Annotated in this window: 10 protein-coding genes and 1 pseudogene; 10 read left to right on the top strand and 1 reads right to left on the bottom strand. The window is 71.0% G+C overall.

The genetic code is table 11. From position 1 onward, the window contains the following. The first annotated feature begins 44 nt into the window (after positions 1 to 44). The 10 genes and pseudogenes from APZ15_RS27910 to APZ15_RS42315 form a co-directional block, all read left to right on the top strand. Positions 45 to 4463: a non-ribosomal peptide synthetase gene (locus APZ15_RS27910; RefSeq protein ID WP_027789654.1), complete on the top strand. Its 4419-nt coding sequence runs from the start codon at positions 45 to 47 to the stop codon at positions 4461 to 4463. Then, on the top strand, positions 4460 to 9934 hold the full coding sequence (locus tag APZ15_RS27915) for a non-ribosomal peptide synthetase (protein WP_027789653.1): 5475 nt from the start codon (positions 4460 to 4462) through the stop codon (positions 9932 to 9934). Before APZ15_RS27910 ends, APZ15_RS27915 begins: the two co-directional genes overlap by 4 nt. After that, on the top strand, positions 9931 to 10983 hold the full coding sequence (locus APZ15_RS27920; protein WP_027789652.1) for a Gfo/Idh/MocA family oxidoreductase: 1053 nt from the start codon (positions 9931 to 9933) through the stop codon (positions 10981 to 10983). The genes APZ15_RS27915 and APZ15_RS27920 overlap by 4 nt, the downstream gene beginning before the upstream one ends. Then, the gene (locus tag APZ15_RS27925) at positions 10980 to 12701 is read left to right on the top strand and encodes an ABC transporter ATP-binding protein (RefSeq protein ID WP_027789651.1); all 1722 of its coding nucleotides are present in this window, start codon (positions 10980 to 10982) and stop codon (positions 12699 to 12701) included. The genes APZ15_RS27920 and APZ15_RS27925 overlap by 4 nt, the downstream gene beginning before the upstream one ends. After that, positions 12701 to 14464 (top strand): ABC transporter ATP-binding protein, encoded by a 1764-nt coding sequence (locus APZ15_RS27930; RefSeq protein WP_027789650.1) that lies wholly within the window; start codon positions 12701 to 12703, stop codon positions 14462 to 14464. The genes APZ15_RS27925 and APZ15_RS27930 overlap by 1 nt, the downstream gene beginning before the upstream one ends. 113 nt (positions 14465 to 14577) lie before the next feature. Further along, positions 14578 to 16800 (top strand): TonB-dependent siderophore receptor, encoded by a 2223-nt coding sequence (locus APZ15_RS27935; protein WP_034195971.1) that lies wholly within the window; start codon positions 14578 to 14580, stop codon positions 16798 to 16800. Next, positions 16800 to 17063, top strand: coding sequence for a hypothetical protein (locus tag APZ15_RS27940; protein ID WP_027789648.1), 264 nt, complete (start codon positions 16800 to 16802; stop codon positions 17061 to 17063). Before APZ15_RS27935 ends, APZ15_RS27940 begins: the two co-directional genes overlap by 1 nt. Position 17064: 1 nt before the next feature. Then, the gene (locus APZ15_RS27945; RefSeq protein ID WP_027789647.1) at positions 17065 to 18576 is read left to right on the top strand and encodes a PepSY-associated TM helix domain-containing protein; all 1512 of its coding nucleotides are present in this window, start codon (positions 17065 to 17067) and stop codon (positions 18574 to 18576) included. A gap of 22 nt (positions 18577 to 18598) precedes the next feature. Next, a complete protein-coding gene (locus APZ15_RS27950; RefSeq protein WP_027789646.1) occupies positions 18599 to 19843 on the top strand; it encodes an MFS transporter in 1245 nt (414 codons plus the stop codon). Position 19844: 1 nt separating this feature from the next. Then, positions 19845 to 19922 (top strand): annotated as a pseudogene (locus APZ15_RS42315) (biopolymer transporter ExbD); the annotation flags it as partial. A gap of 57 nt (positions 19923 to 19979) precedes the next feature. Here APZ15_RS42315 and APZ15_RS41290 read toward each other — a convergent pair. Continuing rightward, entirely contained in the window at positions 19980 to 20747 is a 768-nt protein-coding gene (locus tag APZ15_RS41290) for a hypothetical protein (RefSeq protein WP_138143364.1), read from the bottom strand. Between the last annotated feature and the right edge of the window lie 344 nt (positions 20748 to 21091).

A 21091-nucleotide genomic window follows, 5' to 3' on the forward strand; every position in this document is an offset into this window, starting at 1 on the left:
CGCCGCGCGGATCCGCCATCGAACGACCCATACAAGGCGTGCCCATGAGCCAGACCGCTGTCGATTCAACCATCGATCATTCCGATCCTTCCTGTTTTTCTCCCATTGCCTTTCGCTCGCAGCTCGTCGCGATGATCGCGGCGCTGCTCGACGAGCCCGTCGACGAAATCGCGTCGCTCGACGATGACGAGGACCTGCTGAGCTGCGGCCTCGATTCGATCCGGCTGATGTATCTGCAGACGCGCGTGAACCGGCTCGGCTACGCGCTGACGTTCGACGCGCTCGCGCGTACGCCGACGCTCGGCGCGTGGGCCGAGCTGCTCGCGAATGCGCCGCGCGGCGCATCCGCGGCGCCCGACGTCGAAGCCGCCGAGGCCGCCGAGGCGGTCGATGTCGACGTGCATGCGCCGTTCGACTTGTCCGCGGTGCAGCAGGCGTACTGGCTTGGCCGCGGCGACGGTGAAGTGCTCGGCAACGTGAGCTGCCACGCATTCCTCGAGTTTCGCAGCCGCGCGATCGATCCCGTTCGTCTCGATGCGGCGTGCCGACTCGTGCGCGAACGCCATCCGATGCTGCGTGCGCGCTTTGCCGGCGGCCGCCAGCAGATCGTCGCGGCACCCGAGGCGCCGGTGTTCGCGCATGCGGACTGGCGCGACCGGACGCCCGCCGAAGCGGAAACCGAATGGGTGTCGCTGCGCGCGTTCCGGTCGCACGAATGTCTCGACGTCGAGCACGCGCAGGTCTTCATGATGGGCCTCGCGCAGATGCCCGGCGGCGAGGATCGCGTGTGGCTGAGCGTGGACCTGCTCGCGGCCGACGTGGACAGCGTGCGGCTGCTGATGCAGGAGATCGGTGCCGCGTATGCCGAGCCGTCGGCGTTGCCCGACGCGCCGTCGACGTGGTTTCCGACCTGGCTCGCGCGTCGCGCGGCCGATACGCGCGATGCGCGGGCCGCGGCGCGCGATGCATGGCAGGCGCGGCTCGCGACACTGCCGGAAGGGCCGGCGCTGCCGCTCGCCCGTGCGCCGGAAACGATCCGCGCGCCGCGTTTCAGCCGCGTCACGCATACGCTGAGCACGGCCGAACTGACGCGCCTGCAGGCGCGGGCCGCGCAGCATGGCGTCACGCTGTCGTCGGTGTTCGGTGCGGCGTTCGCCGCGGTGCTCGCGCGCTGGAGCGGCCGGCAGGCGTTCCTGCTCAACGTGCCGCTGTTCGACCGGCACGGCGATGCGCCCGATCTCGGCCGCGTGATCGCCGATTTCACGACGCTGCTGCTCGTCGAATGCGACATGCGCGCCGACGCGAGCGCGGCCGACACGGTACGCGCGTTCCAGCAGCGGCTGCACGGCGCGATCGCGCAGGCTGCGTATCCGGCGCTCGACGTGCTGCGCGATGCACGCAGGCAGGGCGCGCCGCGCGCGGCGCCCGTCGTGTTCTCGTGCAATCTCGGCGACGCGCCGTTCGTGCCCGACGCATTCGCGCGCGTGTTCGGCGATCTGCACGACATGATTTCGCAGACGCCGCAGGTGTGGCTCGATCACCAGCTCTATCGCGTGCCGGACGGCGCGTTGCTCGCATGGGACAGCGTCGACGGCCTGTTTCCCGACGGGATGGTCGATGCGATGTTCGGCGCGTATGTCGCGCTCGTGCAGGCGCTGTGCGATCGCGACTGGCGGCTGCCGATCGCGGTCGAACTGCCGTCCGCGCAGCGACGCGTGCGCGATGCGCTCAACGCGGTGCCCGCTCCCGCGCGGCCGCGCACGCTGCATGCCGACTTCTTTGCATCGGCCGCGCGCGAGCCGGCGGCCGTCGCATTGCGGTGCGCCGAGCGCGTGGTGACGCGCGGCGAACTGGCCGCGCAGGCGCTGGCGATCGCGGGTGGCCTGCGTGCCGCCGGCATCGGTCACGGCGATGCCGTCGAGATCAGTCTGCCGCGCGGGCCGGAACAGGTGGCCGCGGTGTTCGGCGTACTGGCCGCCGGCGCGTGTTACGTGCCGCTCGACATTGCGCAGCCGGCCGCGCGCAAGGCACTGATCGAACGCGCGGCCGGCGTGAAGGCCGCGATCGGCGATACGGCGCACGCGGATGCGCCGCTGCCGCGCTTCGATGTTGCATCGCTGATGAAACATGCGCCGCTGGCCGCGCCGCTCGCGGTGGCGCCGCAGGCCACCGCGTACGTGATCTACACGTCCGGTTCGACGGGCGTGCCGAAGGGTGTCGAGATGACGCACGCGGCGGCGCTCAACACGATCGACGCAATCGATGCACTACTCGGCGTGCGTGCGCAAGACCGGCTGCTCGCGGTATCGGCGCTCGATTTCGACCTGTCGGTGTACGACCTGTTCGGCGTGCTCGGTGCCGGCGCCGAGCTCGTGCTGCCGACCCAGGACGACGCGCGCGACGCGGCGCGCTGGATCGACCTGATCGCGCAGCATCGCGTGACGCTGTGGAATTCGGCGCCCGCGCTGCTCGAAATGGCGCTGGCGGTGCCCGCCGCGGCCGACGCATGCCGCAGCGTGCGCGCGGCGCTGCTGTCCGGCGACTGGATCGCGCTCGACCTGCCGGCGCGCCTGCGCGAACGATGCGGCGACGCATGTGCGTTCCATGCGCTCGGCGGCGCGACCGAGGCCGGCATCTGGTCGAACGTGCAGACGGTGCGCGACGTGCCGCCGCACTGGCGTTCGATTCCGTATGGCCGGCCGTTGCCGGGGCAGGCCTATCGCGTCGTCGATACCGACGGCCGCGATGTGCCGGATTACGTGCCGGGCGAACTGCTGATCGGCGGCGACAGTCTCGCGCGCGGCTACCGCAACGATCCCGAGCTGACCGCGCAGCGCTTCGTGCAGCACGCGTCGGGCCGCTGGTACCGCACGGGCGACCGTGGCCGCTACTGGCCCGACGGCACGCTCGAATTCCTGGGGCGCGAGGATCGCCAGGTGAAGGTGCGCGGGCACCGGATCGAACTGGGCGAGATCGAGGCCGCGCTGGCCGCGCATCCGCAGATCGACGGTGCGTGCGCGAGCGTCGTGAATGGCGAAGTTGCGCGCATCGTCGCCGCGTTCGTGCCGGCCGATTGCGGTGCCGCTTGCGTTGCCGATGCAGCGCCGTCGTCGCTCGCGGAGGCCGACCTGGCCGATACGGTTGAGGCGGAAGCGGCCGTTGCGCGCGCCGTCGCCGATCGGCTGCTCGATGGCGGCGCGGGCTTGCCGCCGTCGTTGCGTGCGCACCGGCACGCGAAAAGCGATGCGTCGATCTCCATCGACGGTGCGCTCGATCGGCTCGACTGGTATGCAACCGATCTCGACGATCTGACGGCGTCGCTGCGCGCGCTCGCAGCCGATCCGGATACCGCCGCGCAGCGCGTGCCGCTGGACCCATGCGTGGCACCGCTTGCGTTCGCGACGCGTTTGCCGGACGGCGCGCGCGCGCTGCGCGAGTTTGCCGGCGCGCTGGAGGCACAGGCCGCTGCACGCACGGGGCTGCTGCGGGTCGCGGTGGTCGACGCCCGCGCCGGGCAATGGTTCGAAGCGGGCCTCGGTGTGCTCGACGATCCACGTTTCGATGTGACGCTGTTTGACGTGTCGCCGGGGCTGCTGCACACCGCACAGGCACGCTTCACCCTTACGAGGCCCGCGCTTCAGGCGATGCAGGACGGCTTGTTGCCCGCGCGGCATCTCGGCGAATTCGATTGCGTGATCAGTTTCGCGGCCGCGCATCTGCGCGACGATCCGCGCGATACGTTCCGGATCGCGGCAGCGTTGCTGGCGCAGGATGGCCGCCTGCTGTTCGCCGACGTGCTGCGCGACTCGCCGTTGCGTGAACTCGTCGCGAGCGTGGCGGGTGATGCGTCGTTGCCGCGGCCGTTCACGCCCGATGCGATCGCCGCCGCCGCGCATGCGTGCGGTTTTGCGCTCGACTCCCGAAGCTGGCGTTCGAACGCATTCGCGTGCATCGACGCGCGCCGTACCGGCGAACCGGCCGCGCAAGCGGCGCTGGCCGACTGGCTGCGCGACCGCTTGCCCGACGCGATGCGCCCCGATGCGCTGTGGTGCATCGCGCGCTGGCCGCTCAACGCGAACGGCAAGATCGACCGGCGGGCGGTGGGCGAGGCGCTCGCGCGCGCGCTCGGCGACGCACCTGCCGCCCACGATGCATTCGTGCCGGCCGACGAACGGCAGGCGACGCTGCTCGCATGCTGGGAGCACGCGCTCGGCCGCCCGGCGAACGCGCGCGACGCGACGTTCTTCGCGCTCGGCGGCGACAGCCTGCTCGCGACGCGCCTGCTCGCGCAACTGCGCGAGCGGCTCGGCGTGCGGGTCGGGATGGCGGCGTTCTACCGGCAGCCGACGCTCGCGGGTCTCGCCGCGCAGCTCGACGAGGCCGCACCGGCCGCGCCGGCCCTGCAAGCCTCGCAGGCCGACGGCGACACGCCGGTTGCGACGATCGAGGAGGGCGTGCTGTGAGCTTCGATGACGTGCTCGATCTTTGCCGCGAACGCCGGATCGAACTGTGGTGCGACGACGGCGGCCAGTTGCGCTATCGCGCGCCGGCCGGTGCGCTCGATGCGGACCTCGCCGCGCGCATCAAGGCCGAACGCGACGCGTTCGTCCGCTTCCTGCAGGACGGCGCATGGCGCTGCGATCCGGTGCGCCGGCACGAGCGGTTCGCACTGACGCCGGTGCAGGCCGCGTACGTGCTCGGCCGCCACGAATCGTTCGAGTTCGGCGGCAATGCGTGCCATCTGTACGTCGAATATGGCGAGCCCGCGAATCTCGACTGCGTGCGCTTCGAGGCGGCGTGGAACGCGTGCGTCGCGCGGCATCCGATGCTGCGCGCGATCGTCGAGGACAACGCATGGCAACGCGTGCTGCCCGACGTGCCGTGGCAGCCGCTCACAGTGCACGACCTGCGCGATGCCGACGCGAACGCGTTCGACGCGCACGTGAAGCGCGTGCGCGAGCGTCTCGACCATGCGGTGCACGCGCTCGACCGCTGGCCGGTGCTGCAGCCGGAAGTGAGCCTCGGGCCGGACGGTGCGGTGCTGCACCTGTCGGTCGATTTCACGCTGATCGACTACGCGAGCCTGCAATTGCTGCTCGCCGAATGGCGGCGCCGCTACGACGACCCGCAGTGGCAGCCCGAGGCGCTCGACGCGACGTTCCGCGACTACGTCGTCAATGAAGCCCATGCCGGCACGCGCGCGGAACATGCGCGCGACAAGGCGTGGTGGCTTGCGCGCATCGACGATCTGCCGCCGCGCCCCGATCTGCCGGTGGTGCCCGCGATGCCGTCCGGCGCACGGCCGCGCTTCACGCACCGGCATGCGCGGCTCGATCGTGCGCAATGGGCCGCGCTGAGCGGCCACGCGAGCCGCTTCGGCTTGAGCGCGGCGAGTGTCGCGCTGGCCGCGTTCGCCGAAGTCGTCGGCCGCTGGAGCCAGTCGCCCGCGTTCTGCCTGAACCTGACGGTGCTGAACCGGCCGCCCGTGCATCCGCGCATCGACGCGGTGCTCGGCGATTTCACCGCGCTGAGCCTGCTCGCGGTCGACGTGACGCACGGGCGCGATTTTGTCGAGCGCGCCCGCACGATCGGCGCGCGGATGTTCGACGACCTCGACCATCGTGCGTTTACCGGTGTCGACGTGATGCGCGAACTCGCGCGACGGCGCGGCAAGGATGCGGCGCTGATGCCGGTGGTGTTCACGAGCGGCATCGGCAGTGTCGGCCGGCTGCTCGGCGAGCACGCGGCCCGCGCCGAGCCGCCGCGCTACATGATCAGCCAGACGCCGCAGGTGTGGCTCGACTGCCAGGTGACCGATCAGTTCGGCGGCCTGGAAATCGGCTGGGACGTGCGCGACGACCTGTTTCCGGACGGGATGCCCGCGGCGATGTTCGACGCGTACGTCGCCCTGCTGGGCCGGCTCGCCGCCGACGCGGCGTGGTGGTCGCGCGCGGGCGACATCGTGCTGCCGTCCGCTGCGCCCGCCGCCGGGATCCATCCGGATGCGGATACGCACATCGCGGCCGGCTTCGCCGCGCAGGCGTTGCGTACGCCCGACGCGCCGGTGGTGATCGATGCGCAGGGGGCGCGCACGTATCGCGACGTCGCGCAGCACGCGGCGGCGCTGCGGTCGGCGCTCGAACAGGCCGGCGTCGCCGCGGGCGATACCGTCGCGGTGCTGATGCCGAAATGCGCGCACCAGCTCGTGGCCGTGCTCGCGATCGTCCAGGCGGGCGCCGCGTACGTGCCGGTCGACAGCCGCCAGCCGGCGCTGCGGCAACAGGCGATCCTGCGCAATGCGCGGGTGCGTGCGGTTGTCAGCGTGCAGGCGCTCGAGTTCGAACACGACGGGTGCGTGCGCATCGATGTCGATGCAGTGCCGGTCGATCCGCAATGGCCGCCGCGCGCCGCGCGCGACATTCCCGGCGACGCACTCGCGTACGTGATCTATACGTCGGGCTCCACCGGCGAGCCCAAGGGCGTGATGCTGAGCCACGCGGCCGTCTGCAACACGCTGGCCGACATCAGCGCGCGCCATGAAGTCGGCGACGGCGACGTGGTGCTCGGCCTGGCCGAGTTGAGCTTCGACCTGTCCGTCTACGACTTCTTCGGCGCGACCGCACGCGGCGCGTGCATCGTGCTGCCCGATCCGGCGCGCGGCAACGATCCGTCGCATTGGGCCGCGCTGATGGCGCGCCATCGCGTGACGCTGTGGAATTCGGTTCCCGCGCAAGGGCAGATGCTGATCGATTACGTCGAAGGCGAACCGGCGCTCGATGTGCCGGGCCCGCGCCGCGTCCTGTGGTCGGGCGACTGGATTCCGGTGACGCTGCCCACCCGCTGGTGGCGGCGCTGGCCCGACAGCGCGCTGTTCAGCCTCGGCGGCGCGACCGAGGCATCGATCTGGTCGATCGAGCATCCGATCCGTCCGGCGGACACGCAGCTGGCCAGCATTCCTTACGGCCGCGCGCTGACCGGGCAGACGATGGAGGTGCTCGACGCGCTCGGCCGGTCATGCCCGCCGGGCGTGCGCGGCGAGATCCATATCGGCGGTGTCGGGCTGGCGACGGGTTACGCGAACGATCCCGTGCGAACGGCGGAACGCTTCATCCGTCATGGCGACGGGCGGCGACTCTACCGCACCGGCGATCTCGGCCGCGTGCGCGCCGACGGTTCGCTCGAATTCCTCGGGCGGCAGGACGATCAGGTGAAGATCCGCGGCTACCGGATCGAGCTGGCCGAGATCGATGCGGCGCTGACCGCGCATCCGCTCGTCGGCGCGGCCGCGACGATCGTGCTCGGCGACGGCACGGAGCGCCGGCTCGCGAGCTTCGTGTCGCTGCACGGCGCGGAGCCGCCGCAGCAGGACGACGCGCTGCACGAGATCGCGGCGCACGTGCGCACGGCGTTCGATGCCGCGCGCTGGCCCGCGCACGCGGACGTGGCGCGGTCGGTTGCCCGACTCGAAGCGGCCTGCGTTGCATCGCTGGCAGCGTGGATCGTGCCGGCAGGGGCGCTGACCGAGGAGCAGGCGACGGACTTCGCGACGTTGTGCGAACGGTTGCGCGTGCCGGCGGCGCGACAGCATCTGCTGCGTCACTGGCTCGCGATGCTCGACCGGCATGGCGTGCTGCACGCGGATGCCGAAGGCGGCTGGCGCAGGCGGCCCGATGCCGGCCATGCCGATGCGCATGCCTGCTGGGACGCGTTTGCGCAGGATGCGTCGCCCGATCTGTGGCCGGCCGTCCTCGTCGACTACTTCCGCGACAGCGCGGGATGCATCGACGTACAGGTGGACGGCACCGTGTCGCCCGCCGGCCTGATGTTCCCGGAAGGCGCATCGCATATCGCCGACGCGATGTACAGCGACGGCGAACATGCGCGGGCCCTGCACGACGGAATGGCACAGGCGGTGCGTGCGATCGTCGCGCGCGAGCCGCAGCGCCCGTGGCGCATCCTCGAGATCGGCGCGGGCACGGCCGCGGCGACGCGGGCGATCGTCGACGCGCTCGCGCCGCTGGTCGAAGCGGGCGTGCGGATCGACTACCTGTTCAGCGACGTGTCGAGCTATTTCCTCGCGGCGGCACGCGAGCGCTTCGCCGCGTATCCGTGGATGCGGTTCGAGCGGTTCGACATGAACGCGGCGCTCGACGCGCAGGGTATTGCGCCGCATTCGATCGACATCACGATCAGCTCCGGCGCGCTGAACAATGCACGCGACACGGTCGCGCTGGTTGCCGGATTGCGCGCGCTGTCGGCGGCCGATGCGTGGTGGGTGATCCAGGAACTGACGACCGAGCATCCGGAGATCAGCATCAGCCAGGGGTTGATGATGGAAACGCCGCACGACGCGCGCGTCGAATCGGCGCGTCTGTTCGTGCCGCGCGCGCAGTGGCTCGAATGGCTGCAAGAGGCGGGCGGCGATCGCGCGCTCGGTTGCGTGGCACCCGGCACGCCGCTCGACGCACTCGGCTACGACATCCTGCTCGCGCACGTGAAGCGCGGTGCGGCGCGCATCGCGCCGGACGCGCTGCTGGCATGCGTCGCGGAGCGCGTGCCGGGCTACATGGTGCCGTCGCAATTGCGCGTGCTCGACCGCCTGCCCGTGACCGCGAACGGCAAGATCGATCGCCGCACGCTGGCCGGCATCGCCGACATCCGCGAACCGGAGCCGGCGGCCGCCCGGCCGGCTCACGCGCAGGCCGCCGCCGATCCGCTGCTGGCGCGGCTGATCGGCTTGTGGGAAGCCGTGCTCGATACGCGCAACGTCACGCCCGATCAGGACTTCTTCGCCGCGGGCGGCGATTCGCTGCTGATCGCGCAACTCGTGTCGCGGCTGCGCGGCGAGGAACCGCTCGCGCACGCGCATCCGTTCGACCGGTTGCTGCGCTGGGTGCTCGCGCAACCGACGCCCGCCGCGTTCGCGCAATGCCTGCGCGACGCGGATGCGCGGCCGTCGGGCAGCGCATCGCCGGTTGCGCCGGCCGCTCCGCGCAGCGCGCACGTTTCGGCGGTCGTCCATGCGCCGGCGCCGCGCGTGCGTGCCGGCGTGCGGCCGATCACGCTCGCACCCGGCGACGGCGTGCCGCGCGTGATCGTGCATGAAGGGCTCGGCACCGTGCATGCGTATCGTCCGGTCATGCCGGCGCTCGCGCGGCTCGGCCCGGTGCTCGGCTTCGCGGTGCGCGACGCGCAGGACTATCTCGACCTGCCGGCGCGCCACCTGAACGCGACGCTCGGCCGGCGTTATGCGGATGCGCTGTGGCGCACCGGCGTGCGCGAGGTCGACGTGCTCGGCTACTGCTCGGGCGGGCTGGTCGCGCTCGAAATGGCGAAGTCGCTGGTGCAGCTCGGCGTCGAGGTGCGCACGCTCGACATCGTGTCGAGCTACCGGATTCCGTACCTGATCGAAGACGAGCGGCTCGTGCTGTTCAACTTCGCGGCGACGCTCGGGCTGCCGCTCGACGCGCTCGGGTTTCCGGAAACGTACGTGCTGGCCGACGCACTCGCCGACGCATTGAAGGCCGACCCCGCGCGTCTCGCGCCCGGCAGCCTGCAGGCCCAGCTGGAGATTTTCGGCGACCGCTGCGAGCCGCTCGACACGTTGCGCCGCCGCGTGCTGCGCGCGGCCGCCGGATTGTCGATGCAGGACGAGGTCGCGCACCCGCTGCTCGACGAGCGCGAACGGCTGTACCGGCTCTTCATGCATTCGGTGCAGGCGAGCCACTGGGCGGGCGACGCGCCGTACGCGGGTGCGCTGCGGCTGTTCGTGCCGGAGCGCTGCAACCCGCTGATTCCGCAACAGCGCGCGGCGCTCACCGAATACTGGACGGCGCAGGCGCTCGGCGGCATCACGTCCGTCGACATCCCCGGCGGTCATTTCGACTGCCTGAACGCCGCGTTCGTCGACACCCGCCTGAAGGAGGCGCAATGAAGGCTCATCCGCTGCCGGTCGTCGTGGCCGGCTCCCGCTTCGGCCAGTTCTATGCGGCGGGCCTCGCCGCGTCCGGCACGTATCGCGTCGCAGGCATCCTGGGGCAAGGCAGCGCGCGTACCGCTGCGCTGGCCGCGCGCGTCGGTGCGCCCGTGTTCGACCGTCCGGAAGCGTTGCCCGACGACGTGCGCGCTGCGTGCGTCGCGGTCGGCGGCGCGGCGCGCGGCGCCGACGGGGCCGCGCTCGCGTGCCGGCTGCTCGAGCGCGGGATCGACGTCGTGATCGAGCATCCGCTGCTGCCCGACGAATGGGACCGCGTGCTGCGCACCGCGTCGCGTCATGGCCGGCGCTGCCTGCTCAACAGTTTCTATCCGAACCTGCCGGTCGTCTCCCGCTTCATCGCCGTCGCGCGACGGTTGCGTGAAACGAGTGCGCCCGTGCATGCGGATGTCGTGTGCTCGGTGCAGGCCAGTTACGCGGCGCTCGACGTGCTCGCCGCCGCGCTGCAGGGTGTAGGCCCGTGGTCGGTCGAGCCGGTCGGGCCGGCACTGTCGTCGATGCGCGAATGCGCGATGGTGCTCGCCGAAACGCCGGTCTCGCTGCGCGTGCACAACGAGATGGCGGCGGCCGACGACGGCCGGATGAGCATGCTGTTCAGCATCACGCTGACGACGGACGCCGGCACGTGGACGCTCGCGTCGCCGCATGGCCCGCTGTGGTGGGCGCCCGCGCTGCGCGAACCGGCGACGGACGACGACGGGCTGTTCCCGATTTTCGGCGACGCGGCGGGCGACGACATGCCGAGCATCCAGATCTGCGACGATGCGCGCGATACGTGGGGCGCGATTCATGCCCGCAGCTGGCCGCAGGCGGCCGTGCGCGCGGTCGACCGGCTCGTGTCGGGCGAAGGGTTGCACGCGTGCAACCAGCGCAGCATCGACGTGACGCGCGTCTGGCAGCAACTGACGATGCAGCTCGGTTTTCCGGAGCAGCCGCCGGGCGACGCGTGCGCGGCCACGCTCGGCATGCTGCTGGAGCGTGCCGCATGAAGGGGCCGTTGCTTTCGATGTTGCGGCCGTTCGCGGCGCCGCTTGCGGCGGCGGTCGTGCTGCAGGCGCTGGCGGGTGTCGCGTCGCTCGTGCCGTGGCTCGCGCTCGGCCGTATCGCCGACGCATGGCGCGCGACGGCACAGCTCGACGCGACGGCGCGCGGCTGGCTCGTCGCGGCCGTGGTGGCCGGCGTGTGCTGGCTGGGCGGCCAGACGGTCGCGCTGCACCTGACCCACCGTGTCGACGCCGATCTCGCCGACCGCTTGCGCAGGCGGCTCGCCGATCATCTGCAACGCTTGCCGCTCGGCTGGTTCGCGCGAGCAGGCAGCGACCGCGTCGCGCGTCACGTCGACCAGGACGTGCGCGCGCTGCACCAGCTCGTCGCGCACGCGCCGGCCGACGTCACGCAACTCGTCGTCGTGCCGTGCGCGGCGCTGGCGTGCCTGCTTTACCTGAATCCCGGGCTGCTCGCCTTTGCGCTGGTCCCGCTCGTCGCGGGCGCCGCGCTGTTCCGCTGGATGCGCTCGGCGCGGTTCGTACCGGCCGTCGCGGCGCGCAACGCGGCACTCGAACAGCTGATGGGCGATTACGCGCAGCTCGCGCAGAACCCGGCGCTCGTGCGGCAGTATCCGGGCGCCGGCATCGAGGCGGCCGTGCTCGCGTCGACCGGGCGCTTCGACCAGGCGTTTTCGGCGTGGGTCGGCCGCGTCGGCGGGCCCGGTGCCTGCACGCAGGTGCTGCTCGGCACGCCGTTCCTGCTCGCGTGGGTCGTGTTCGGCGCGACGTGGCTCACGGCCGGCCGCCTGCCGGTCGGCGAACTGTGTGCGTTCGCGCTGCTGATCTGGGCGGTTGCCGCGCCGGTGCGGGCGCTCGGCCACGGTGCCGACGCGTTGCGTGAGGCGCGCGCGGCCGCTGCGCGCCTCGATGCGTTGCTCGCGCAGCCGGGCCTGCCCGAGCCGGCCGATGGCGCGGCGCAGGTGCCGCGCGATGCGTCGATCGAGCTGCGCGGCGTGAGCGTCGACATCGACGGCACGCCGATCCTGCGCGACATCGACGCGGCGGTCGCGGCGGGCACGACCACCGCGATCGTCGGGCCGTCGGGTGCGGGCAAGAGCACGCTGCTGATGCTGCTCGCGCGCTTCATGGATCCCGACCGCGGCACGGTGCGGCTCGGCGGCGCCGACCTGCGGCTGCTCGCGCCGGACACGCGGCGCGAGCAGGTGGCGATGGTGTTCCAGCAGGCCGCCGCGCTCGACGTGTCGATCGCCGCGAACATCGCGCTTTACCGGCCCGATGCCGATCACGACGCGATTCGCGCGGCCGCGCGCGCGGCCTGTCTCGACGAACGGATCGACGCGTTGCCGGGCGGCTACGGTTGCGTGTGCGGGCGCGACGTGCGGCTGTCCGGCGGCGAACTGCAGCGGCTGGCGATTGCGCGTGCGCTGCTGTCGACGGCGCCGCTGTTGCTGCTCGACGAACCGGCGTCGGCACTCGATCCACAAACCGCGCGTGCATTGCGCAATGCGCTGCGCGGCGACGCGCGCACGCGCGTGATCGTCAGCCACGATCTCGACGCGATCCGGCAGGCGGACCAGATTCTCGTGATGGATCGCGGCCGCATCGTCGAGCGCGGCACGCATGCGGCGCTGCTGGCCGCGTGCGGGCTGTATGCGCGGCTGTGGCGCGAACGCGGTGCCGCGGACGGGGAGGCCGCATGATGGTGAAATCGCTCAAACGTTTGCAGTGCCTGCCATCCGGCACACGCCGCGCGCTGTGGCGCGGGGTTGGCTGGGCGGTGGCGGCCGCGTTGCTCGACGGCGCTTGCGGATTGCTGCTCGTGCCGTTGATCCGCGCGTGGTTCGCTGGCGCGCAGGGGGCCGTGTTGCACTGGACGATCGTGCTCGGTGCGCTGACGTTGTGCCATGCATTCGTGCTGTACGTCGCGCAGCGCGGCGGCTATCGCGCGGGCGGCGCGCTCGCGGCCGGTCTCGTCGAACGCCTCGTGCGGCACCTGCCGCGTATCGCGTCGTGGCAGACCGTGCGCGACAGTCATCCGGCCGGGCTGCTGCGCGGGCCGGTCATGCAGGCGATGGGGATTCCGGCGCACCTGCTCGGGCCGCTGATCGGCGCGGTCGTGACGCCGCTTGCGGTCGTCGCCGGGCTCGCGTGGATCGACTGGCGCATCGCGCTGTGCCTCGCGGCAGCCGCCGTGTTGCTGTTCGCACTGCTCGAGCGCGGCGGCACGCGCACCCTTGCGTTCGAGCAGGCGCGCGCGTCCGGCGATCGCGACATGGCCGTGCAGCTTCAGACCTTCGCCGCGCATCAGGGGCTGCTGCGCTTCGCGGGCCGGGAAGGCGACGCGCGCGCGGCGCTGATGCACGCGTTCGACGCGCAGCATCGCCGCACGCGCGCGCTGATGCGCCGCTCGCTGCCGATCGAACTCGGCTTCGCGGGCGCGGTGCAGGGCGTGTTCGTCGCGATGCTGGCCGGCGGCGCATGGGCCGTCTCGGCGGGCCGGCTCGATGCCGCGACGGCCGTGGCGGTGCTCGTGCTGCTCGTGCGTTTCATCGAACCGCTCGCGCAGCTCACGCAGCTCGACCAGGCGCTGCGCGGCGCCTGGCGCGCGCTCGACACCGTGCTCGCGGTGCTGCATGCGCCGCGTTTCGACAGCCCCGACCGCGGCACGCCGGTACACGACGCGAGTGTCGACGCGGTGCGCGTCGGCTACCGTTCGCCCGCCGGCGCGACGCTGCTGGACGGCGTCGACCTGCATTGCCCGGCGGGCGGCTTCGTCGCGATCGTCGGCCCCACGGGCGCCGGCAAGAGCACGCTGCTCGGCCTGCTCGCGCGGCTCGACGATCCGGGCGCCGGGCGCGTGCTGCTCGGCCGCGCCGATGTGCGGCACCTGAGCGAGGCGACGCTCGCGGCGACGCGCAACCTCGTGTTCCAGGACAACGGGCTGTTTCGCGGCAGCCTCGCGTGGAACGTGCGGATGGGCCGCCCGGATGCGACCGATGCCGAACTGCGCGACGCGCTCGACGCGGTCGGCCTGCTGCACGACGCCGAGCGCTTGCCGGACGGGCTCGAATCCGACGTGGGGCCGGGCGGCCAGTTGCTGTCGGGCGGGCAGCGCCAGCGGGCGTGCCTGGCGCGCGCGCTGCTGTCGCGTGCGCCGGTGCTGATGTTCGACGAGCCGACCGCGAGCCTCGACGAATCGAGTGCGCGGCGCGTGCGCGACAGCCTCGTCGCGCTGCGCGGGCAGCGCACGCGCATCGTCGTCACGCACCAGCCGGCGCTCGCGGCGGCCGCCGACACGATCGTCGTGCTCGATGCGGGCCGCGTACGGGCGACCGGCACGCACGCGCAGCTTGTCCAGGCGGACGCGTGGTACGCGACTTTCGCCCGTGCCGGGCAGCTGCCCGACGGCCTCGCACCGGCCGAAACGATCGCGGAAGCCCGGCCGGCCGAATCCGAACACTGACGTGAACAATGCGGGCCGGCGTGCCCGGAATCGATAGGAAAAGCCCCTCGATCGAAAAATGGCTTGCCGGTTCTATTTGATAATGAGAATGATTATCAAATACGGGGGCGTGAATGCGGTACGAGGTGCTGGAACCTGGGAGATCGATGACGAAGGGCGCGCGCGTCGCCCGTTCGGGGCGAGGGCGCTGGCGCCCGTCGCTGTATCTCGGCCTGCTGATCGCCGCGCATCCGGCGGCGGCGTTCGCCGATGCGGCGCCGGCGGCCGGCGCGGAAGTCCGGAAGGAGGAAACGACCGCCGTGAAGCCTGCCGCGGGCGAGCTGAAGGCGATTTCCGTGACCGGGTCGCGCGGCGTGGCCGACGATCCGGCCGTGGCGACGGTCGGCAAGATGCCGCTGGCGTTGCGGGAGATTCCGCAGTCGGTCAGCGTGACGACGCGCGAACGGATCGACCAGCAGAACCTGTATTCGCTCGACGAGGTGATGCAGCAATCGGCGGGCGTGACCGTGCAGCCGTACGTGCTGCTCACCACCGCGTATTTCGTGCGCGGCTTCAAGGTCGATTCGTTCGAATTCGACGGCGTGCCGGTGGTGATCGGCGACATGGCGAGCGCGCCGCAGGACATCTCCGTGTACGAACGCGTGGAGATCCTGCGCGGCGCGAACGGCCTGCTGCACGGCTCGGGCAACCCGGCCGCGACGGTCAACCTCGTGCGCAAGCGGCCACAGTACCAGTTCTCCGCGAACGCGAGCGTGAGCGTCGGCAGCTGGGACCGCTACCGCGCGGAAGCCGACATCGGCGGCCCGCTCAATGCGGCCGGCACCGTGCGCAGCCGGCTCGTCGCCGCATACGAGGATCGTCATTTCTTCTACGACCACGCGAAACAGGACACGCGCTCGATCTACGGCATCACGGAAGTCGACGTGACGCGCGACACGCTGCTCACGTTCGGCGCGCAGTACCAGACGACGCGCTCGGTGCCCGACATGTCCGGCGTGCCGATGGCGCGCGACGGGTCGAGCCTCGGCCTGTCGCGCTCGACGTTCCTCGACACCGCGTGGGGCCACTTCGACTGGGACACGACGCGCGCGTTCGCGTCGGTCGAGCAGAAGCTCGGCGCCGGCTGGAAGGCGAAGGTCAGCGGCGAATACCAGAGCGTGCGCTCCGACCTGAAATACGCGGGCTCGTACGGCGCGATCGATCCGGCGACCGGTGCGGGCGGCGCGCTGACGGGCGGCGCGTACCGGTTCAGCAGCTACAGCCGCAGCATCGATGCGAACGTGCAGGGCCCGGTGCATGCGTTCGGGCTGACGCACGACCTGCTGTTCGGCGTGACCTACGCGAACAGCAGCAGCGGGCAGATGTCGGCGCAGCTGCTCGGCAACGTGGCCGGCATGCCGGTGAACGTCTACCGCTGGAACCCGAGCAGCATGCCCGAGCCGGGCGTCGGCCCGTACCAGCAGTCGCAGCAGAACGACGTGTCGCAGAAGGGCGTGTACGGCCTCGGCCGCATCAAGCTCGCGGAACCCGTCACGCTCGTGCTCGGCGGCCGGATGAGCTGGTGGAACCAGGACAGCCTCGGCGCGCACTACAACACAGGCCACCAGTTCACACCGTACGGCGGGCTGATCTGGGATTTCGCGCGCGACTGGTCGTGGTACGCGAGCTATGCGGAAGTGTTTCAGCCGCAAACCAAGTCGATGTGGGGCGGCGGCATCTTGACGCCGGTGAAGGGGCGCACCTACGAGACGGGCGTGAAGGGCGAACTGGCGGGCGGCAAGCTGAACGTGTCGCTCGCGGCGTTCCGCATCGATCTCGACAACAATCCGCAGGTCGATCTCGCGCATCCATGTGCCGGGCCGAACTGCTACTACGTGAACGGCGGCAGCGTGCGCAGCCAGGGCTTCGAGTTCGAGGCGAACGGCCGCATCACGCCGTGGTGGAGCGTGTGGGCGAGCTATACGTACGACACGATGCGCTATGCGGACAACCTCGCGAACGCGGGCACGTTCGCGCCGCTGCTGAACCCGCGCCACCTGTTCCGGCTGTGGACCAACTACGACCTGCCGTGGCAGGAACGGCGCTGGAGCGTCGGCGGCGGCGTGCAGGTGCAGAGCAATTACTCGGCGCAGGCGAACGGCGTCACGATGAGCCAGGGCGGCTACGCGCTCGCCAGCGTGCGGCTCGGCTATCGCTACGACAAGCACTGGAGCGCGGCCGTCAACGTGAACAACCTGTTCGACCGCAAGTACTACCTGAGCCTGAGCCAGCCGGGCTGGAACAACCGCTACGGGGAACCGCGCAACGTGATGCTGACCGTGCGCGGGCAGTTCTGATGGCGGGCGGCTGGGGGACGCGGGCGGCGCTCGCGATCGCAGGCGTGCTGCCGGGCGCGGTCGCGCTGGCGGTCACGCTGGCCCGTCATTACCCGGCCGACGGCCTGAACCGGCTCTACGCGGCGGTGCTGCTGTCGCTGGCCGCGGGTGTCGCCGCGCTGCTGTGGGTGCTCGTCGCGCCCGGGCGGCGGCAGGCCGCGTGGCGCGCCTGCCTGTGGCTCGCGGTGCTCGTGCCGTGCGCGATGTTCTGGGGAGGGCGCTGACATGGACGCTTCATCGCGTTCGCGCTGGCGCGCGCTGCATCGCGGCGCCGGTGCGCTGTTCGGCGTGGTGCTGTTCGTCGTGCTGTTCAGCGGCACGTGGAGTCTCGCGACCGATTCGATGCAGGGCTGGTGGCGCGCGCCGCCGGTCGCCGTCGCGCGGCCGGCGCTGCCGCTCGATACGCTCGTCGCGCGCGCGGCGGCGCTCGGCGTGCCGTTGCGCGATGCGCGCATCGTGCTGCCGCAACCGGACGATCCGGCGATCCGTTTCTGCGACGCGCGCCAGGCCTGCACGCTGGCGCTCGACCCGGCGACGGGCGAGCGGCTGGCCGACGGCGGACGCGCGGCGTTGCTCGTCACGCTGCACAAGACGCTGTTCGCGGGCTTTCCCGGGCGGATCTTCGTCAGCCTGTGGGGGATCGTGCTGCTCGTGCTCATCGTCGCGGGCCTGGTCGTGCATCACCGGCGCTGGCCTGCTGCCGCGCGCATCCGGCGCGGCAGCGGGTTGCGCGCCGCGCTGTTCGACCTGCACGCGTGGATCGGCCTGTGGGGCTCGCCGTGGCTCGTGCTGTTCGCGTTCACCGGCGCGTTGTCGGGGCTGGGCGCGCTCGGCACGGTGTCGCTTGCGGGCGTAGCGTATCCGGGGCAGCCGCAGCGCGCGTTCGCCGAGCTGCTCGGCGGGCCGCCGCCGACTGCCGCCGGCGGCGCGTGGCAACGCGCGCCCGATCTCGAGGCGCTGCTGCGGCGCGATGCGGCGCGCACGCCGGATTTCCGGCGCGAAGCCGTCGTGTTGCATCGGTGGGGCGACGTGAACGCGCGTGTCGAGATTGCCGGGACGACCGCCGGCCTGCCGAGCACGGCGCTGTTCGAGCGCCACCTGTATCGCGCGGTGGACGGGCAATGGCTCGCGGACGCCACGTCGCGCGGCCGAGGCTTCTGGTTGCGCGCGTTCATCGCGGTGCAGCCGCTGCATTTCGCGCAATACGGCTGGGTCGGTGCGATGGGCGGCGTGCTGCGCGTGCTGCATTTCCTGATGGGACTCGCGGCGTGCGCGCTCTGCGCGACGGGGCTGCATCTGTGGATCGAGCGGCGGCGGGCGCAGCACGACCGCTCGGCGAACGTGCTGGCCGCGGTCGCCGTCGGCGCCTGCGGCGGGCTGGTGCTGGCGGGCGGCGTCCTGCTGCTCGCGGGGCGTGCGTTGCCCGCCGGCGTGCACGTCGACCATGTGCTCGCGATGCTGTTCTGGGCCGTGTGGGGTGGCGCGCTCGCGCTCGCGGCCTGCGTTGCCGATCGCGCGGCCTGGCTGCGCACGCTGATGCGTGCGGCCGGCGCCGCTTACGGGCTGGCAGGGGCGACGCATTGCGCGATCGCGCTGCTCGGCGCGGGCGAACCCGTGTACTGGCCGATCGACGCGGCCCTCGTCGCGTTCGGTGCATTGCTGCTGCGTGCCGCGCGCCGTCCGCGCCTCGATGCGATACGGCCCGCGCGTGTGCCGGCCGGCGCCGAACCTTTTTAATTTCATGCAACTGGAGACTTCGATGCGCGATCTGCTCGAACATCGCCGCCTGGTCATCACGATCACGCTGCTTTACCTGTCACAGGGAATCCCGATCGGCATCGCGATGGATGCGATGCCGACCCTGCTGCGCCACGACGGCGCACCGCTTCATGCACTGGCGTTCCTGCCGCTCGTCGGTTTGCCGTGGGTCGTGAAGTTCCTGTGGGCGCCCGTCGTCGACAACCGCTGGTCGCCGCGCATCGGCCGGCGGCGCAGCTGGATGCTGCCGATGCAGACGCTCGTGGTGCTCTGCCTCGGCAGCCTCGCGCAGATCGGGATGACGGTCGCGACGGCCGGATGGGCGGTCGGCCTGCTGGCCGTCGCGTCGCTTGCGAGCGCGACCCAGGACATCGCGAACGACGGGATGGCCGCCGAGCACTTCAGCGGCGACACGCTCGCGAAGATCAACGCGATCCAGATCGCGGGCGTGATGATCGGCTTCTTCGGCGGCGGCGCCGGCACGTTGACGCTGATCGGCCTGTTCGGCCAGCGGGCCGCGTTTCTCGCGCTGGCGGCCGTGCCGCTCGCGAGCCTGGTTTGCGTGCTGTGGGTGTTGCCGCGCGATGCGGATCGTGCGCGCGCGAAGCCCGAGCATGATGCGAGCCTCGTCCGTTTCGCGAAGCGGCCGCGCTCGTGGTCGCTGCTGTCGCTTGCGCTGCTGTCGGCGATGACGGCCGTATCGGGTTTCGGCCTGTCGAAGCTGTTCCTCAACGACGCGGGCTGGACGCTCGACGCGATCGGCAAGCTCGGCATGGCCGGCGGCATCGTGACGGTCGTGCTCGGTTGCGGCGGCGGTGCGTGGCTCGTGAGGCGGCTCGGGTTGTGGCGTGCGTTCACGGCCGGCGTGAGCTGTGCGGGCGCGGCCGCGCTGCTGTGGTTCGCGCAGGCGGGCGGGTGGCTGCCGGTGTCGCCGTCGTGGGCATGGCTGTGCACGGTACTCGGTTCGCTGGCGACCGGGATCACGTCGGTGTCGATCATGACGGCCGGCATGCGCTTCGCGGGCGGCAGCGACCAGGCCGGCACCGACGTCACGGCCGTGCAGAGTACGCGCGACCTCGGCGAGCTGATCGCGTCGTCGACGATTCTGTCGCTCACCGCGAAGGTCGGTTATACGGGCGGGTTTCTCACGGGCGCCGCGCTGGCGGTGCTCGCGGCGCTGATCGCGATGCGGCTGAAGCGGCGCGAGTCGGCGTATGCGGTGAAGGGGGATGATGCGCTGGCGTGACGCCGCGGTACTGGCGTCGGCGCAACGCGTAGGCGCGACGAAGATCGGGCTGACGGGTAACGAGCAGTATGTGCAGTAGCGGAGTGACGGCGGCGGGTGCCGGAATGTGTTTCCGGTGCAGGCCGGGAATGCTCCGTCACCGAGAGCCGGCAGGCTGCACGGGGCACGTCGAGAGGCCAACGTGTGGGCCGCCGATTCCATCGGCATCCGTGAGAACGTGATTCGTTCGCTGGGGATGATCGTCTGGTCCGGGTATTCGCCTGGGTTTCTCCCCCCTTTGCACCGCACTGCGTTTTGAACTGGAATCGATATAAATCGCGGAAAAGGTGCCGCGACGCATACTCAGGATTGCTCGCAGTCGCGGTAGCGTGTGATGAACGGCAGGATCAAGGTCGGACGGATACGCATCGGTGCGATATGCGCCGCATGCAAAGGCATCAAATATGTCCCACGCAAAAAGCGATAGATCAAGGTTTGCCAGTCGAACCAGTCGCTTCAGAAATGCGAAGCTGACGGCAAGGTCGAACCTGCCGTTGAGGAAGAGCCACGCGATGTCGTGAGCCAACTCATCAACGATATCGCGGGAGGCTCGAAATCCGGAGGCCTCGTCGGTCTCGATGCAATGTTCCGCCGAGCGTCGCGCCGTTTGACATCCACGAATGGCCTTGTGCATGAATGATCCGATTCTGTCGGGGCAGTGGAATTGTCGTCGGAGTGACGGGGGAACGGCTTGTCGTACTGCAGGAGACGCCGGGAGTCTCCCCGGCGAAACTTCGTCATGCTCGTGGCGCACGGCCTGATTGTTCAGCCGCGATCGATCGGAATTTTTCAAAAAATCGAGAATATTTAACGAAATTCCTTCGTCGGGTGACGGCATAAAATGGGCCGCCTGGGTATCGATCATTGAGGGCTGAATCGAACGCCACATCGTGATGTGCGGATGAGTCGTTCAAGGCGAGGCGCGGTTTCGGCTATCGGGAAGGATGGGGGCGACCGTATATCGATCGTATTGACATGACTGGTTCGACGACGACTTTCCGCCCATTCGTGCCGTTTTCAGTGGGCCTGCGCACTCATGTGGCGTTTTCCGGGAGCGGCGGCGGGTTACCGCGGCCGGTTGCCGTGACGGAACGGGAATGAGTCCGCTGTCGTCGCTGCTGCGCGTTGCGCGCGCGCCGGCCGTGTGGGCGCCGGAGTACGCGCGTGCCGCCCGGATCGAATGGGGTGGGGCGCAGGTCACCGTACGCG

The sequence above is a fragment of the Burkholderia cepacia ATCC 25416 genome (assembly GCF_001411495.1).
Classification (GTDB): domain Bacteria; phylum Pseudomonadota; class Gammaproteobacteria; order Burkholderiales; family Burkholderiaceae; genus Burkholderia; species Burkholderia cepacia.